The following is a 14,109-nucleotide window of genomic DNA, read 5'->3' as shown; positions in this document are numbered from 1 at the left end:
CGACGCTTGCTAGAAAAGGGCCGCAAACGGGAGAAGAGACGCCCATGACCTTCGTGTTCCCCGCCCCAGAGCGCCCGGCCATGCCCGTCGCCGGCTCGACCGCCTTCTTTCCGGTGCGCCGGGTCTATTGCGTCGGGCGCAACTACGCCGCCCATGCGCGCGAGATGGGCGGCGACCCGACCCGCGAGCCGCCCTTCTTCTTCACGAAGCCCGCCGACGCCCTCCAGCCGGTGCCGGCGGGAATCCTCGCCGAGCATCCCTATCCGCCGATGACGCAGAGCTATCACCACGAGGTCGAGATGGTGGTCGCGCTCGCGCATGGGGGCCGCGACGTCGCGGTCGAGGAGGCGCTCTCGCTCGTCTTCGGCTACGGGGTCGGCCTCGACATGACGCGCCGCGACCTCCAGGACGAGGCGAAGGCCATGCGCCGGCCCTGGACGCTCGCCAAGGGCGGCGATTTCTCGGGGCCCGTCGGGCCGATCCACCCGGTCTCGCAGGTGGGGCATCCGGAACGGGGCGAGATCGCGCTCGAGATCGACGGCAGCGTGCGTCAGAAGGCGGATCTGTCGGAGATGATCTGGTCCGTGCCCGAGCAGATCGCCTATCTCTCCCGCTATTTCGAGCTCTTTCCCGGAGACGTGATCTTTACCGGCACGCCCGAGGGCGTCGGCGCGGTCGCGCGCGGCGAGACGATGACCGCGCGGGTCGCGACGCTCGGTGAGATCCGGCTCACCGTCGTCTGACGCGGGCATGACGGTCTTCTTCACGGCCGACACGCATTTCTCCGATCCGCGGGTGCTGCGGATCGACCGCCGCCCCTTCCCCGATCTCCCCGCCCACGACGCCGCCCTGATCGCCGCGTGGCGGGAGCGCGTCGGCGCGGGGGACGTCGTCTGGCATCTCGGCGACTTCGCCCGCGACGCGCCGGAGGGCCGCGCCGCCGAGATCCTGGCGCAGCTGCCGGGCGAGAAGCACCTGATCGTCGGCAACAACGACCCCGAGAGCGTCGCCCGCGCGTCGGGCTGGGCGAGCGTCGCGCCCTATGCCGAGCTCGTGCACGAGGGCACGCGTCTCGTGCTGTGCCATTACCCGTTCCGGACCTGGCGCGACAGCGGGCGCGGGGCGATCGATCTCCACGGCCACAGCCACGGACGCCTCGCGCCGATCACCCGCCAATACGACGTCGGGGTCGACGTGCACGATTTCCGCCCCGTCACGCTCGACGAGATCCGCGCGCAGCGCCGGCGGCGACGCGCCCCGAGAAGGACAGCCTGATGCGCCTCCTGATCACCGGCTTCGGCCCCTTCCCCCGCGTGCCCCGCAACCCGACGGAGGCTTATGCCCGCGCGCTCGCGGCCGATCCGCGCTGGCGACGGCTCGGGATCGAGGCGCGCGCGCTCGTCCTGCCGACGACCTACGGCGCGGTGGACCAAATCCTCCTGCCCGCTCTCGCGCGCGAGCCCTGGGACGCGGTGCTGATGCTGGGGGTCGCCGCGCGCCGCCATCGGATCACGCCGGAGATTCGGGCCGTGAACCGGGTGACGCGGCGCCTGCCGGATGCGTCGGGGCGGCTGCCGGAGAGCCTCTCCTATCGACCGGGCGCGCCCTTCGCGCTGCGCGCCCGCATGCCGATCGCGCCGCTCCTCGCCGCCATGCGGGCGGCGGCGCCGCGCCGCGCGAGCGTGGCGTCTTCGCGGGACGCGGGCCGCTACCTGTGCAACGCGGCTTCCTATGCCGCGCTCGCATTGGAGGGCGGCCCGGCCGCGCTCGTATTCGTGCACGTGCCGATGCCGCGCGGACTGCCGACGCCATGGCTCGGCGGACCCGCGGGCCGGACGCGACCGGACGCGCGCGAGACCCTGCGCGTCCTGCGCGCGGCGGCGCTCGCTTTGGCAGCGGCCGCGCGAAAGCCCTCGCGCGACCGTCTCAGGAGGTCGCCGTCCGCCGCGTGATCGCAGCGCGGCGGGCATGGCGGCGCTCGCCGACGAGCGCCACGAGGAAGGGCAGGCTCGCGAGGAAGCCCACGACGAAGCCGCCGAGCGCGACGAGGGCGAGCGCGACCCAGTCGATCCACGCCGTGAAATGGGCGAAGGTCGCCTGCGTCGTCACCGGCGCGAGCACCACCGCGACGCCCGCGCCGATTAAACCGACGACGAGCGCGAGCCGCCGCGGCAGCCCTCCGAACGACGCGCGCTGCAGGACGAGATACAGATAGAGCGCGAGAAGCCCGACGCCGGCGAGAATGCCGACATAGAGCCACAGGCCGAACACCTCCTGCGCGATGCCGAACAGGATGTGGGGTGCGAAGTCCTTCATGGTCGTTCTCCTCCCGTGCTCTCAGGCGAGGCCGCGCAGCATGGCGTTGTAGGTCGCGAGCAGGGCCCGCTCCTCGATCACCCACGAGACCCAGCTCTCCTCGAGCGGGTCGATGAAGGGGAAGGAGGGGATGAGCGTGCCGTCGTAATCGAATTCGATCAGCATCGCCTGGCCGACCCGCGTGACGAGCGGGCAGGACGTGTAGCCGTTGAAGATCGCCGTCTGCGGCCGGTCCTCGATGACGGAGACCATGTTCTCGCAGGCCACAGGCGTGTGCCATTTCACGCTCGCCGCCGTCTTGCCGCGCGGCACGCCGGCGACGTCGCCGATGGCGTAGACGTTGGGATAGCGCAGGTGCTGCATGGTCGAGCGGTCGACCTCGATCCAGCCGTCGGCGGAAAGCGGCCCCTCCTGCCAGGGCAGCGCGGAGGCCATCACGGCGTCCGGCGCGCGCATCGGGGGCACGAGGTGGACGAAGTCGTAATCGACCTCGGTCGTGCCGTCGGGCGTCTGGTAGGTGATCCGCTTCGCGCCCGGATCGATCGCGCGCATGACGTGGCTCTCGTGCCGATCGATGCCGCGCTCCGCGAAGATCTCGCCGACGCGCACGTTCACGGGCGGGACCGCGAACAGGGCCTGATTGTGCTGGAAATAGGTGAGCTTCGCGCGCGAGCGGGCGTTGCCGCCCGCGCTCGTCAGCCGGTCCTCTGTGAGGAGAGCGAATTTCAGCGGCGCGCCGGCGCATTTCATCTCGGTCGCGGGCCGGCCGAAGACGCCGTGCCCGCCGGTCTCGACGAAACGCTGCATCGCCTGCCAGGAGGCGAAGGCGGCCTCCGGCCCGGCATAGATGCTCGCGATGCCGTGCTGGCCGATGAGCGCCGCGCTCATGCCCTCGATCCGCTCGTAATCGAGATGGAGCCCCGTCGCCACCATGAGGAAGTCGTACGGCACGCTCTCGCCCGTCGAGGTGACGATGCGGTTGCCGTCGAGATCGAATTCGGCGACGGACGCCTTCAGCCAGGTCACGTCGCGCGGCATGAAGCGCGCATTGCTGTCGATCGTCTGCTCGGCGCTCCAGACGCCGGAGCCGACCAGGGTGAAGCCCGGCTGGAAATAATGCCGCTCGCGGGCGTCGACGATCACGATCTGCGCGTTGGGCATCAGGGACCGCAGCCGCGAGGCGGCGGTGAGGCCGGCGGCGCCGGCGCCCGCGATCACGATCTTGGCGCGCGACTGGGAGGCCGCGGCCCGCGACGGGGCGACCGCCGGCACGGCGGAGATGGCGGCGAGCGCGCCGAGCGCCTTGAGCGCATCGCGGCGGGTCGGCTTGTCGAAACGACGTCTGTCCATGGCGTCTGCCTCCTGGGCCTTGCCTTTCAGGGCTTCTCAGTTTCTTAGTATATTCTCACATACGCAGCGAAAGGAATCCGACACAAGTCGGATTCCTCCCCATCCGTAGAAGGGCGGAGGGACCGCTTCCGCCTCGGGCGGAGGCGCGACTCGGTGCGCGCGGCTATCCCGCTCTCCGGCGGACCCGGAGACGCGAGGGCGGAAGACCCGTCAACAGATCCGAAGCTCTGTTCACGATGGATGAAGAAAGCCGGCGGTCGAGGAAACCCACGTCGAATTCATGCGTTTACGCGCCCAAACGGCGGCATTTGGCCCTTACACGGGCGCTCGAGAGCAGGATGCGAAGATGAACGCTGATTATCCTCCGAATCACCCTCAGCATCGGCGACGTCGCGCGCGCGCGATCGCCATCACCCACGAACAGGCCCGTGCCGCCCAGGACGGCCCGTCTCTCGCCTTCGCGACGGCCGGCTTTCTCGGTTCGATGATCGCGACCATCGGCGTCGCGCTCGCGCTTGCCGCCCTCTGATTTCCTTCTCAACGCCGCCCGACGTCCACGCCGCTCGCGGCGTGACGTCGGGCGTGCGCCGCCTCCTCCGGCTTCCTGGGGCAAGCTTGGCAGCACTCGTCGGTTTCGGCTGCTAACATCATGATTTCACAAGGATAATTTCGTCGGGCGCTTGCGGTCCGGCAATGCTGTGGCATCATCGGGAGGATCCGGGCCCGCGTGGCGGGCCGGCGAGCCCGCGAGGCGGCCCGGCCTGACGCTCCGCTGTCCGGAGCTCACGACCGGAGGCACGCGCCGCATGACTTCCACCGCGTTCGTCAAGCAGCTCGAAGGCTATGGGCTGACCACCGCCGAGATCCTCTACCGGCTTCCCGACCATCCGGGCCTCCTGCAGGCCTACGTTTGGCAGGAATACGATCTCGCGCCCGATTTCCCCGTCTTGAACGACTTCCTCGCCTTCTGGCGCCGCGAGCTCGCCGGGCCGCTCCATTCGGTGAAGGTCTGCCACGCGCGCCTGATCAAGCCGGCCGAGTTCAAGGCGGTCGACGGGGTGTTGACGCTGCATTGAGGCCGGGCGCCCGCCCCCTTTCCCCGGGCGGTTCGCGCGGCTATATCCGGGCTCCGTCACCGAGACCCGCGAACCGTGCTGCGCACCTCCGAGATCCTCGATCGCCTCGTCGCCAACGAGACCGCCGAGACGATGAGCCTCGCCGAGATCGTCGGGCGCCTGCGCGCGCGCTCCTTCGGCGTCCTGCTCATCCTGTTCGCCGCGCCCAACATGATCCCGACCCCGCCGGGATTCTCGACGATCGGCGGCGTGCTCGTGATGCTCGTCGCCATCCAGCTCGTCGCCCTGCGCCGTGCGATGTGGATGCCCGAGACGATCGCCAAGCGCCGGGTGCAGACCTCCACGCTCGCGCGCATCATCGGCTTCATCGTCCCGAAGCTCCGGCGCATCGAGCGCTTCGCCAAGCCCCGCGCGATCGGCATGACGCGGCTGCGCGCCCGCCAGCCGCTCGGCCTCCTCGTGCTCCTCCTCGGCCTCGTCATGGCGCTGCCGTTGCCGGTGGTCGGCAACATTCCGCCCGCGATCGCGATCACGCTGATCGGCTTCGGGCTCATCGAACGCGACGGCGTCTGGGTCGGCGCGGGGATCGGGGTGGGCATCCTCGACATCGGCGTGATCATCGGCCTCGCCTTCGGTCTCCTCTACGTCTTCGAGCGCTTCGTCCCGGCCGGCTGGCTCGGCCTGTTCTGACGATCCCTCCCCGGAGGGTTGGGTGGACCGCGGAGCGGAGCGACGCGGACCGGGTGGGGCCCGGGTGGAGATCGGTCTTCACGCGTCGTGCCCCACCCGACCTCTCTCGCTTCACTCGCGAGGCCGCCCTCCGCTACGGGGAGGGATCTGGGCGGCGGTCGGGGATCGAATAGGTCCCCGTCGCGTGGCAGACGGGATCGGCTGCGCCTTCCGAGAACACGGTCACTTCGCCGACGGCGAGACGCCGGCCGAGCTTCAGGAGACGGCATTCGGCGAGGAGCGCGGCCTCCGCGGGCTTGCGCAGGAAGTTGAAGGAGAGGCTCGTCGTCACCGCGAGCGGCACGGGGCCGATCTGGGCGAGAACCGCGACGTAGAGCGCGAGATCGGCGAGCGTCATCATCGACGGCCCCGACAGCGTGCCGCCCGGGCGCAGGTTGCGGGGGTGGTAGTCGAGCCGCATGCGCGCGCGCATCGGCCCGGTCTCCTCGACGTGCCAGATGCGCCCGTCCAGATAGATCTGCGGGAATTCGCGCTCGAGGAAGGCCTCGAGTTCGGCCGGGGTCATTGTCGGGCGCTCGCGCATCGGGCAGACTCGGGGCTCGTCGAGAGGGGCTTCCAGTTGACCCCGGCCTCGGCGCGAGATCAAGAACAGGCCTGGGGAGGACGCGCGCGCATGAACGCCCATTCCGAGATCGACGCCACGCTCGTGCGGCGGGAGGACGATACGGGGATCGCGCTCCTCGTGCTCGACCGGCCCGCCGCCCGCAACGCGCTCTCCGACGCGACGATCGCGAGCCTGCATGCGCATCTCGACGCGATCGCGACCGACAAGTCGGTGCGCTGCGTCGTCCTCGCCGCCGAGGGGCCTGCCTTCTGCGCCGGCCACGACCTCAAGGAGATGACCGCCCGGCGCGCCGATTCCGATGGCGGGGCCGCCTATTATCTCGACCTGATGACGCGCTGCTCGGCCATGATGCAGGCGATCGTCGCCCTCCCCCAGCCGGTGATCGCGGCCGTCGAGGGCGTCGCCACCGCCGCCGGCTGCCAGCTCGTCGCGAGCTGCGACCTCGCGATCGCCGGCGCGGACGCGCGCTTCGGCACGCCGGGGGTGAATATCGGCCTGTTCTGCTCGACGCCCATGGTCGCGCTCTCGCGCAACGTCTCCCGCAAGCACGCGATGGAGCTCCTTCTCGCGGGCGAGCTCGTCGGTGCCGAGGACGCCGCGCGCATGGGCCTCGTCAACCGGGTCGTCGAGGCGGGCGGCGCCCGTGCCGAGGCGCTCGCCCTCGCGGCCAAGATCGCCGCGAAGTCGACGCGGACCGTCTCGATCGGCAAGCGGGCCTTCTACGCCCAGGCGGAGATGGGCCTCGCCGACGCCTATGCCTATGCCGCGCAGGTGATGGCGCAGAACATGATGACGAAGGACGCGGCGGAGGGCATCGGCGCCTTCGTCGAGAAGCGCAAGCCCATCTGGACCGATGCCTGAGGCCGCGATGCAGCACGAAACCTATCCCGACGGCCTCATCCGCGACATCCTCGCGACGACGCGCACGATCGCCCTCGTCGGCGCCTCCGACAACCCGGCGCGGCCGAGCTACATCGTGATGAAGTACCTCCTCGCCCGCGGCTTCGAGGTCATCCCCATCAATCCGGGCAAGGCCGGGGGCGAGATCCTCGGCCAGCGCGTCTACGGACGCCTCGCCGACCTCGACCGGCCGGTGGACATGGTCGAGATCTTCCGCAACTCGCAAGCGGCTGGCCCCGTCGTCGACGAGGCGCTCGCGCTCGACCCGCTGCCGAAGACGATCTGGATGCAGCTCTCCGTGCGCAACGAGGAGGCGGCCGCGCGGGCGGAGGCGAAGGGACTGCGCGTGGTGATGGATCGTTGCCCGAAGATCGAGTTCGGCCGCCTCTCGGGGGAGATCTCATGGGCGGGCGTCAATTCGCGCATCCTTTCGGCGAAGAAGCCGACGCTCGCCGGAGACGGCGTCCAGAAGCTCGCTCTGGGGCCGAAGCCGAGATAGAGCGCCGCTCGCGCGAGGGATGAGAAAGCCGGCGGAGCGCTCTGCCCCGCCGGCTCTTTCCGTTTCGGACGATCGGCCGAGCCTCAGCCCGGCATCTGGACGTCGATGCCCTCGTAGAAATAGTTCATCGAGCGGATCTGGTCGTCCGAGAGGCGCTCGCCGGCCGGGATCACGGTCTCGCCGGCCTGGTTGACGATCGGGCCCTCGAAGGGGTGCAGCGAGCCGTCGGCGAGCGCGTCGCGGATCGCCTCCGCCTCCGAGACCTCCTCGGGGGTCATGTTGGTGAAAGGCGCGAGGCGGAACATGCCCGAGCCGAGCCCGCCCCAGGTGTCCGTCGGCTCCCAGGTGCCGTCGATCATCATCTGGGCGCGCTCGGCGTAGTAATCGCCCCACTCGTTGACCGAGGAGGTGAGGTGGGCGTTCGGCGCGAATTGCGTCATGTCGCTCGCCTGACCGAAGCCGAAGATGCCGCGCTCTTCGGCGAGCTGCAGCGGCGCGGGGCTGTCGGTGTGCTGACAGATCACGTCGCAGCCCTGATCCGCGAGCGCGCGCGCGGCGTCCGCCTCGACGCCGGGGTTGAACCAGGCATTGGCCCAGATCACGCGGATGCGCATCTCAGGATCGACCGACCAGGCACCGCGCATGACGGTGTTGATCGCGTGGATCACCTCCGGCACCGGGAAGGCGGCGACGTAGCCGATGAGCTTCGAGCGCGACTTGCGCGCCGCGATCACGCCCTGGAGATAGCGGCCCTCGTAGAAGCGGGCATTGTAGATCGCGAGATTGTCGCGCGTCGAGGTTCCGGTCGCGTTCTCGAACATCACGTCCGGCAGCTGCTCGGCGACGCGCAGCGTCGGCTGGAAATAGGAGAACGAGGTCGTGAAGATCAGGCGCGAGCCGGTGCGGGCGAGCTGGGTCGCGACGCGGTCGAAATCGGGCGGGGCGACGGCCTCGACCTGCGTCGAGACGACACGATCGCCGAGCACCTCTTCCATGCGGCGGCGGCCGCGATCGTGCATGGTCGACCAGCCGAAATCGCCGACCGGGCCGATCAGGATGAAACCGACATTCAGCGGCTCCTGGGCGAAGGCGCGCCCGGGGAGAAGGCTGCCGGCGGCGAGCGCGCCTGCACCGGTGACGACGTTGCGGCGGGTGAGCTTCATCTCGATCCTCTCCTCCACTATGGGGCCTCTATCACGGCCCGATGACGCTACGAAACTGCAAAGCTCGTGCCGAATCAACGGTCCGGCACGAAGGGTGTCCCGAGCGCCTGCGGCGCCACGGTCCCCCGCCGCCGCACGGCCATGATGGCCGCGAGCACGACGATGGTGATGAGATACGGCATGGCCGACAGAAGCTGCGAGGGCACCCCGATGCCCGCGCCCTGCGCATGCAGCTGCAGGATGGTGAGCCCGCCGAAAAGATAGGCGCCGACCATCGCCCGCCAGGGCAGCCAGGAGGCGAAGACGACGATCGCGAGGGCGATCCAGCCGCGCCCGGCCGTCATGCCCGACGTCCAGAACGGGGTCAGCACGAGCGAGAGATAGGCCCCCGCGAGCCCCGCGCAGGCGCCGCCGAAGAGAATCGCGTAGAGACGGATGCGCAGGACCGGATAGCCGAGCGCGTGCGCCGAGACCGGGTTCTCCCCGCAGGCGCGCAGGACGAGCCCCGCCTTCGTCCGCCACAGGAACCAGGCGACGCCGATCACGAGGGCGATCGAGGCGTAGACGAAGGGGTCCTGACGGAAGAGGAGCGGGCCGAAGAAGGGAATTTCCGACAAGATCGGGATCTCGATCCGACCGATGCCGGCGCGCTGGAGGCCGACGAAGGGCGCGCCGACGACACCCGAGAGGCCGATCCCGAAGATCGCGAGCGACAGCCCGGCCGCGACCTGGTTCGTCGCGAGGCCGAGCGTGAGGATCGCGAAGAGGAAGGCGAGCAGCATGCCCGCCCCGATCGCGGCCGCGACGCCGAGCGCGCTCGAGCCCGTCACGATCGCGATCGCGATGCCGGTCGCAGCACCCATGATCATCATGCCCTCGACGCCGAGATTGAGGACGCCGGAGCGCTCGACCACGAGCTCCCCGATCGCCGCGATGAGGAGCGGCGTCGAGGCCGTGACGACGGTGAGGAGGATCGCCTCGAACAGGGTCACGCGGCCGCCCTCCCCCATTCGAGCCTGATGCGATAGGTCGTGAAGGTGTCGCAGGCGAGCACGTAGAACAGGAGCAGGCCCTGGAACACGCGCGTCACGTCGAGCGGCAGGCGCAGCATGATCTGCGCGTTCTCCCCGCCGATGAAGGTGATGGCGACGAAGGTGCCCGCGATCAGGCAGCCGATCGGGTTGAGGCGCCCGAGGAAGGCGACGATGATCGCCGTGAAGCCGTAGCCCGGCGAAAAGCCCGGCTGGAGCTGGCGCACGGTACCCGCGGCCTCGAGCACCCCGGCGAGGCCGGCGAGCGCGCCCGAGATCATGAAGACGGTGATGGCGAGGCGCTTGTCGTCGAAGCCCGCGAAGCGCGCCGCGCGCGGGGCCTCGCCGACGAGGCGGATCTCGAAGCCTTTCAGGCTCCTCGCCACGAGCACGGCGGCGATCGCCACGATCATCAGCATGATCGGCGTGCCGATGTTGAGCCGCCCGCCGTCGAGGAGGAGCGGCAGCGTCGCGTCGGGCGAGAAGGTCACCGTCTGGGGCATGTTGAAGCCGAACGGATCGCGCCAGGGGCCGCGCACCAGCCAGTCGAGCAGGAGATCGGCGACGTAGACGAGCATCAGGCTCGTCAGGATCTCGTTCGCGCCGAGCCGCACCTTCAGGAGCGCGGGGACGAGCGCGTAGAGCGCCCCGCCGAGCGCGCCCGCGGCGAGCATCGCCGGCAGGAGCCACGGCCCCGTCGCCGCGCCGTGGGTCGCGACGGCGAGCCCGCCCCCGCAGATCGCGCCGATCAGGAATTGGCCCTCCGCGCCGATGTTCCAATTGTTCGAGCGGTAGCAGAGGGAGAGGCCGACCGCGATCAGCACGAGCGGCGTCGCCTTGATCGCGACCTCCTGGAGGCTCCAGGAATCGGAGAGCGGCATCACGAAATAGATGTGCAGCGCCCGCCACGGGTCCTGTCCGAGCGCGAGGAAGATGCCGACCGCCGAGACGAGGGTCAGCGCCACCGCGAAGAGCGGCGAGGCGAGGAGGAGACCGAAGGAGGTCTGAGCGCGACGCTCGAGCACGAGACGCATGTCAGGCGGCCTCCTCGTCCACCGGCGCATCGGCCGGAAAGCCGGCGCCGCCCATCAGGAGGCCGATCGCCTCGCGCGTGAGCTCGCCGACGGGCCGCGCTTCGGACAGGCGGCCGTGGAAGACGACGGCGAGCGCGTCGGAGATCTCCAAAAGCTCGTCGAGATCCTGGCTGATCACGACGACCGACGACCCCTCCTCGGCGAGGCGGATGAGCGCGTTGCGGATCAGCGTCGCGGCGCCGGCATCGACGCCCCAGGTCGGCTGCGAGACGATCATCAGGCTCGGGCGACGCAGGATCTCGCGGCCGACGACGAATTTCTGCAGGTTTCCGCCCGACAGGGCTCGCGCCTCCGGATCGCGCGGGCCCTTGCGCACGTCGAAGGCGTGGGTGACGCCGTCGACCCAGGCGAGCATCTTGTCGCGCATCACGAAGCCCGCGCGCACGAAGCCGTTCGCGGCGTGCCCCGCGACGAGCGCGTTCTCGGACAGCGACAGGCGCGGCGCGGCCGCGTGGCCGAGCCGCTCCTCGGGTACGAAGGCGCCGCCGCGCCGACGCCGCGCGTTGATGTCCTCGTGGCCGATCGGATCGCCGTCGAGCACGATCGCGTCCGCGCGCGGCGCCCGGCGCTCGCCGGAGAGGGCGGCGAAGAGCTCCTCCTGGCCGTTGCCGGCAACGCCGGCGATGCCGAGGATCTCGCCGCGGCGGACCTCGAGCGAGACCCCCTTCAGGCTCGTGCCGTGCGGGTCCTCGGAGGGCAGGCTCAGATTGTCGACGAAGAGCCGGACGGGCTCGCGCGAGACCCGCCGCACGCGCCGCGCCTCGCCGACGTCCGTGCCGACCATCATCCGCGCGAGGCTCCCGGCGGTCTCGGTGCGCGGATCGGTGCGCGCGACGACCTTGCCGTGGCGCAGGATGGTCGCCGCCTCGCAGATGCGGCGCACCTCCTCGAGCTTGTGGGAGATGTAGAGGACCGCCCTCCCCTCCGCCCGCAGCCGCGCGAGCGTCGCGAACAAACCCTCGCATTCCTGCGGCGTCAGCACCGACGTCGGCTCGTCGAGGATGAGGAGCTTGGGGTTCTGCATCAGGCAGCGCACGATCTCGATGCGCTGGCGCTCCCCGACCGACAGCCGCCAGACCTCGCGGGCGGGGTCGAGCGGCAGGCCGTAGGCGCGCGAGATCTCGGCGAGCCGCGCCGCCACGCGCTCGAGCGGCTCGGCCTCGTCGAGCGCGAGCGCGACGTTCTCGGCGACGGTCATGTTGTCGAAGAGCGAGAAGTGCTGGAACACCATGCCGATGCCGAGCGCGCGGGCGGTGCGCGGATCCGGCAGGACGATCGGCTTGCCTTCCCAGAGGATGCGGCCCTCGTTGGGCTGCAGGAGCCCGTAGAGCATCTTCACGAGGGTCGACTTGCCCGCGCCGTTCTCGCCGAGCAGCGCGTGGATCTCGCCGGGCAGGACCGTGAGGTCGACATGGTCGTTCGCGACGAGCGTTCCGAAGCGCTTGACGATGTTCTCGGCGGCGACGAGGGCGGCGGTCTCGCTCATCGGGATGCCCGCCTCGTCAGCGTCGGATCCGCGACGCGGACGCCGTGCGGAACGCCGCCCCTCGCCCGGTCCCGCTTCCTCCGACGCACCACCGACAAAGCATGACCACTCCCGCAAGACCCCTTGGAAAACTACTTACCGTGCCCGACGGAGCCACGATAGAGGGAAAATGAGGCGGCTCATGCCCACGGGAGAGGCAGCGGGCGCATCGGGTGCATCGCGCCCCTCGACCTGCGCCTCGGGCGTCATTATGTTGGGGATCGAGACCCTCGCTGGCCCGGGCCTTGAACCCTGGTGGGAGAGACGAGAGCATGTTCGGAAACCTCAAGGTCGTCACCCTGACGGACGCCGCCGCCGAGCGGATCAAGTCGATCGTCGCGCGCTCCGACCGCCCGGTCGAGGGGCTGCGCGTCGGCGTGAAGAACGGCGGCTGCGCCGGGATGTCCTACACGATGGACCTCACGGAGGGCCCCCGTGCGGGCGACGAGATCGTCGAGGAGAAGGGCGCCAAGGTCTTCGTCGATCCGAAGGCGGTCCTGTTCCTGCTCGGCACGCAGATGGACTTCCAAGTGACGAAGCTCTCTGCGCAATTCGTGTTCAACAACCCCAACCAGACCTCCGCCTGCGGCTGCGGCGAATCGGTCGCGCTGACCCCGGCGAAGCTCGAAGGCGCCTCGCAGGGCTGAGAGCGTCTCGATCGTCCTCGGGGTCATGCTCCCGGACGCCGAAGGCCGGGGCCATACTCCCGGACGCCGACGAGGATGCGGGACCCATCCCCGCACCGCGACAGCTGCAGCGCAATGAGCGGGCTCGATCGATCGTCGCCGTCGCGCAGCCGTATCGCGACCGCCCATGCGCGCCCGCACGCCGGCCCCGTGCACCCGTCCCGGAGCGCCTCGCGTCCCGGAGCGCCTAGCGGCCTGGTGCGCCTCGCGACCCGGATCGGACCGGGTCGAGCGAAAGCCGACGCCGCGCCGACGACAGGCGCGCGCCGCGCTCTCGCACCCGCCGCCCTCACGCTCCCCCGCCCCGCCCGAGCCCCCGCGCCCCTCGACGGGGCGCGGCGCTCGGATTGCGGGCGGGCTCCATCAATACCGACGGAAGAGGCTGACGAGCTTGCCCTGGATCTTCACCCGGTCGGGCCCGAGCACGCGCGTCTCGTAGGCCGGGTTCGCCGCCTCGAGCGCGATCGAGGAGCCGCGGCGGCGGAAGCGCTTGAGGGTCGCCTCCTCGTCGTCGATCAGCGCCACCACGATGTCGCCCGTATCCGCGACGTCGGTGCGGCGCACGACGACGATGTCGCCGTCGAGGATGCCTGCCTCGATCATCGAATCGCCCCGCACCTCGAGCGCGAAATGCTCGCCGCCGCCGAGGAAATCCGGCGCGACAGAGACCGACGACATCGGCGCCTGGATCGCGGAGATCGGCACGCCGGCCGCGATGCGGCCCATCACGGGGATGTCGATCGCGCGATCGCCGCCGAGCGGCTCGGCGGGAGCGGGCGCCGCAGGCGCGGGCGCGGCCCGGCGGGCAGAGAGGCCGCCCTCGACCACGCTCGGGTTGAAGCGCCCGCGCGGGGCGACGCCCATGCCTTCGGGCAGGCGCACCACCTCGAGCGCGCGCGCCCGGTTCGGCAGCCGCCGGATGAAGCCGCGCTCCTCGAGCGCGGTGATCAGTCGGTGGATGCCCGATTTCGACTTCAGGTCGAGCGCGTCCTTCATCTCGTCGAAGGACGGGGGCACGCCCGTCTCGCGAACACGCTCGTGGATGAAGCGGAGCAATTCGTGCTGCTTGCGCGTGAGCATTCCGGTCCCGTCCCCATATCTCGTCACGACGGACGTTCTCGCCACGAGACCTGGTCGCGCTGGCCCGATTGGCC

Annotated in this window: 17 protein-coding genes; 9 read left to right on the top strand and 8 right to left on the bottom strand. The window is 70.4% G+C overall.

Annotated elements, in window-relative coordinates; all coding sequences use genetic code 11:
* The first annotated feature begins 44 nt into the window (after window positions 1-44).
* From ACK4UM_RS07475 to ACK4UM_RS07465, 3 genes are read left to right on the top strand one after another with little or no spacing between them, the layout of a single operon-like run.
* Complete coding sequence (locus tag ACK4UM_RS07475; RefSeq protein WP_409797379.1) at window positions 45-743, top strand: fumarylacetoacetate hydrolase family protein; 699 nt, start codon at window positions 45-47, stop codon at window positions 741-743.
* Window positions 744-750: 7 nt separating this feature from the next.
* Complete coding sequence (locus ACK4UM_RS07470) at window positions 751-1,275, top strand: metallophosphoesterase family protein (protein ID WP_409797377.1); 525 nt, start codon at window positions 751-753, stop codon at window positions 1,273-1,275.
* Complete coding sequence (locus tag ACK4UM_RS07465; RefSeq protein ID WP_409797375.1) at window positions 1,275-1,952, top strand: peptidase C15; 678 nt, start codon at window positions 1,275-1,277, stop codon at window positions 1,950-1,952. Before ACK4UM_RS07470 ends, ACK4UM_RS07465 begins: the two co-directional genes overlap by 1 nt.
* Here the strand turns inward: ACK4UM_RS07465 and ACK4UM_RS07460 are convergent.
* Window positions 1,927-2,316, bottom strand: coding sequence for a DUF5368 family protein (locus ACK4UM_RS07460; RefSeq protein WP_409797373.1), 390 nt, complete (start codon window positions 2,314-2,316; stop codon window positions 1,927-1,929). The genes ACK4UM_RS07465 and ACK4UM_RS07460 overlap by 26 nt on opposite strands.
* A gap of 21 nt (window positions 2,317-2,337) precedes the next feature.
* On the bottom strand, window positions 2,338-3,666 hold the full coding sequence (locus tag ACK4UM_RS07455) for an FAD/NAD(P)-binding oxidoreductase (protein ID WP_409797371.1): 1,329 nt from the start codon (window positions 3,664-3,666) through the stop codon (window positions 2,338-2,340).
* A 280-nt stretch (window positions 3,667-3,946) separates the two neighbouring features.
* Here ACK4UM_RS07455 and ACK4UM_RS07450 point away from each other — a divergent pair, with 280 nt between their 5' ends.
* The 3 genes from ACK4UM_RS07450 (at window position 3,947) to ACK4UM_RS07440 (ending at window position 5,432) form a co-directional block, all read left to right on the top strand.
* Window positions 3,947-4,195: a hypothetical protein gene (locus ACK4UM_RS07450; protein ID WP_409797369.1), complete on the top strand. Its 249-nt coding sequence runs from the start codon at window positions 3,947-3,949 to the stop codon at window positions 4,193-4,195.
* Between the two features lie 277 nt (window positions 4,196-4,472).
* Window positions 4,473-4,742, top strand: a complete 270-nt coding sequence (locus ACK4UM_RS07445; protein ID WP_409797367.1) for an usg protein — start codon at window positions 4,473-4,475, stop codon at window positions 4,740-4,742.
* Between the two features lie 75 nt (window positions 4,743-4,817).
* Window positions 4,818-5,432 (top strand): exopolysaccharide biosynthesis protein, encoded by a 615-nt coding sequence (locus ACK4UM_RS07440; protein WP_409797365.1) that lies wholly within the window; start codon window positions 4,818-4,820, stop codon window positions 5,430-5,432.
* A gap of 133 nt (window positions 5,433-5,565) precedes the next feature.
* Here the strand turns inward: ACK4UM_RS07440 and ACK4UM_RS07435 are convergent, their stop codons facing one another.
* Window positions 5,566-5,997 (bottom strand): PaaI family thioesterase, encoded by a 432-nt coding sequence (locus tag ACK4UM_RS07435; protein WP_409797363.1) that lies wholly within the window; start codon window positions 5,995-5,997, stop codon window positions 5,566-5,568.
* Window positions 5,998-6,105: 108 nt separating this feature from the next.
* Between ACK4UM_RS07435 and ACK4UM_RS07430 the strand changes: the two genes are divergently transcribed.
* Both ACK4UM_RS07430 and ACK4UM_RS07425 read left to right on the top strand, forming a co-directional pair.
* Window positions 6,106-6,918 carry an enoyl-CoA hydratase gene (locus ACK4UM_RS07430; protein WP_409797361.1) on the top strand — a complete coding sequence of 271 codons (813 nt, stop codon included), beginning with the start codon at window positions 6,106-6,108 and terminating at the stop codon, window positions 6,916-6,918.
* Between the two features lie 7 nt (window positions 6,919-6,925).
* Window positions 6,926-7,456: a CoA-binding protein gene (locus ACK4UM_RS07425; RefSeq protein ID WP_409797359.1), complete on the top strand. Its 531-nt coding sequence runs from the start codon at window positions 6,926-6,928 to the stop codon at window positions 7,454-7,456.
* Between the two features lie 83 nt (window positions 7,457-7,539).
* Here the strand turns inward: ACK4UM_RS07425 and ACK4UM_RS07420 are convergent, their stop codons facing one another.
* From ACK4UM_RS07420 to ACK4UM_RS07405, 4 genes are all read right to left on the bottom strand, one after another.
* Window positions 7,540-8,619, bottom strand: coding sequence for a BMP family ABC transporter substrate-binding protein (locus ACK4UM_RS07420; protein WP_409797357.1), 1,080 nt, complete (start codon window positions 8,617-8,619; stop codon window positions 7,540-7,542).
* 74 nt (window positions 8,620-8,693) lie between these two features.
* Window positions 8,694-9,611, bottom strand: coding sequence for an ABC transporter permease (locus tag ACK4UM_RS07415; protein ID WP_409797355.1), 918 nt, complete (start codon window positions 9,609-9,611; stop codon window positions 8,694-8,696).
* Complete coding sequence (locus ACK4UM_RS07410; protein ID WP_409797353.1) at window positions 9,608-10,684, bottom strand: ABC transporter permease; 1,077 nt, start codon at window positions 10,682-10,684, stop codon at window positions 9,608-9,610. The genes ACK4UM_RS07415 and ACK4UM_RS07410 overlap by 4 nt, the downstream gene beginning before the upstream one ends.
* Before the next feature lies 1 nt (window position 10,685).
* A complete protein-coding gene (locus tag ACK4UM_RS07405; protein ID WP_409797351.1) occupies window positions 10,686-12,230 on the bottom strand; it encodes an ABC transporter ATP-binding protein in 1,545 nt (514 codons plus the stop codon).
* Between the two features lie 311 nt (window positions 12,231-12,541).
* Here ACK4UM_RS07405 and sufA point away from each other — a divergent pair, with 311 nt between their 5' ends.
* Window positions 12,542-12,916, top strand: coding sequence for a Fe-S cluster assembly scaffold SufA (gene sufA / locus ACK4UM_RS07400; protein WP_409797349.1), 375 nt, complete (start codon window positions 12,542-12,544; stop codon window positions 12,914-12,916).
* Window positions 12,917-13,318: 402 nt separating this feature from the next.
* On the opposite strand, the gene lexA is transcribed toward sufA, so the two are convergent.
* Window positions 13,319-14,035 carry a transcriptional repressor LexA gene (lexA, locus tag ACK4UM_RS07395; RefSeq protein WP_409797347.1) on the bottom strand — a complete coding sequence of 239 codons (717 nt, stop codon included), beginning with the start codon at window positions 14,033-14,035 and terminating at the stop codon, window positions 13,319-13,321.
* Window positions 14,036-14,109 lie beyond the last annotated feature (74 nt).

Source organism: Salinarimonas sp. (assembly GCF_046292825.1).
Classification (GTDB): domain Bacteria; phylum Pseudomonadota; class Alphaproteobacteria; order Rhizobiales; family Beijerinckiaceae; genus Salinarimonas.
This window is presented reverse-complemented; position numbering and strand designations above follow the sequence as displayed.

Coding starts and splice junctions, on each gene's coding strand:
- ACK4UM_RS07475 (WP_409797379.1), top strand. CDS start 45: ATGACCTTCGTGTTCCCCGCCCCAGAGCGCCCGGCCATGCCCGTCGCC.
- ACK4UM_RS07470 (WP_409797377.1), top strand. CDS start 751: ATGACGGTCTTCTTCACGGCCGACACGCATTTCTCCGATCCGCGGGTG.
- ACK4UM_RS07465 (WP_409797375.1), top strand. CDS start 1,275: ATGCGCCTCCTGATCACCGGCTTCGGCCCCTTCCCCCGCGTGCCCCGC.
- ACK4UM_RS07460 (WP_409797373.1), bottom strand. CDS start 2,316: ATGAAGGACTTCGCACCCCACATCCTGTTCGGCATCGCGCAGGAGGTG.
- ACK4UM_RS07455 (WP_409797371.1), bottom strand. CDS start 3,666: ATGGACAGACGTCGTTTCGACAAGCCGACCCGCCGCGATGCGCTCAAG.
- ACK4UM_RS07450 (WP_409797369.1), top strand. CDS start 3,947: ATGCGTTTACGCGCCCAAACGGCGGCATTTGGCCCTTACACGGGCGCT.
- ACK4UM_RS07445 (WP_409797367.1), top strand. CDS start 4,473: ATGACTTCCACCGCGTTCGTCAAGCAGCTCGAAGGCTATGGGCTGACC.
- ACK4UM_RS07435 (WP_409797363.1), bottom strand. CDS start 5,997: ATGACCCCGGCCGAACTCGAGGCCTTCCTCGAGCGCGAATTCCCGCAG.
- ACK4UM_RS07430 (WP_409797361.1), top strand. CDS start 6,106: ATGAACGCCCATTCCGAGATCGACGCCACGCTCGTGCGGCGGGAGGAC.
- ACK4UM_RS07425 (WP_409797359.1), top strand. CDS start 6,926: ATGCAGCACGAAACCTATCCCGACGGCCTCATCCGCGACATCCTCGCG.
- ACK4UM_RS07420 (WP_409797357.1), bottom strand. CDS start 8,619: ATGAAGCTCACCCGCCGCAACGTCGTCACCGGTGCAGGCGCGCTCGCC.
- ACK4UM_RS07410 (WP_409797353.1), bottom strand. CDS start 10,684: ATGCGTCTCGTGCTCGAGCGTCGCGCTCAGACCTCCTTCGGTCTCCTC.
- ACK4UM_RS07405 (WP_409797351.1), bottom strand. CDS start 12,230: ATGAGCGAGACCGCCGCCCTCGTCGCCGCCGAGAACATCGTCAAGCGC.
- sufA (WP_409797349.1), top strand. CDS start 12,542: ATGTTCGGAAACCTCAAGGTCGTCACCCTGACGGACGCCGCCGCCGAG.
- lexA (WP_409797347.1), bottom strand. CDS start 14,035: ATGCTCACGCGCAAGCAGCACGAATTGCTCCGCTTCATCCACGAGCGT.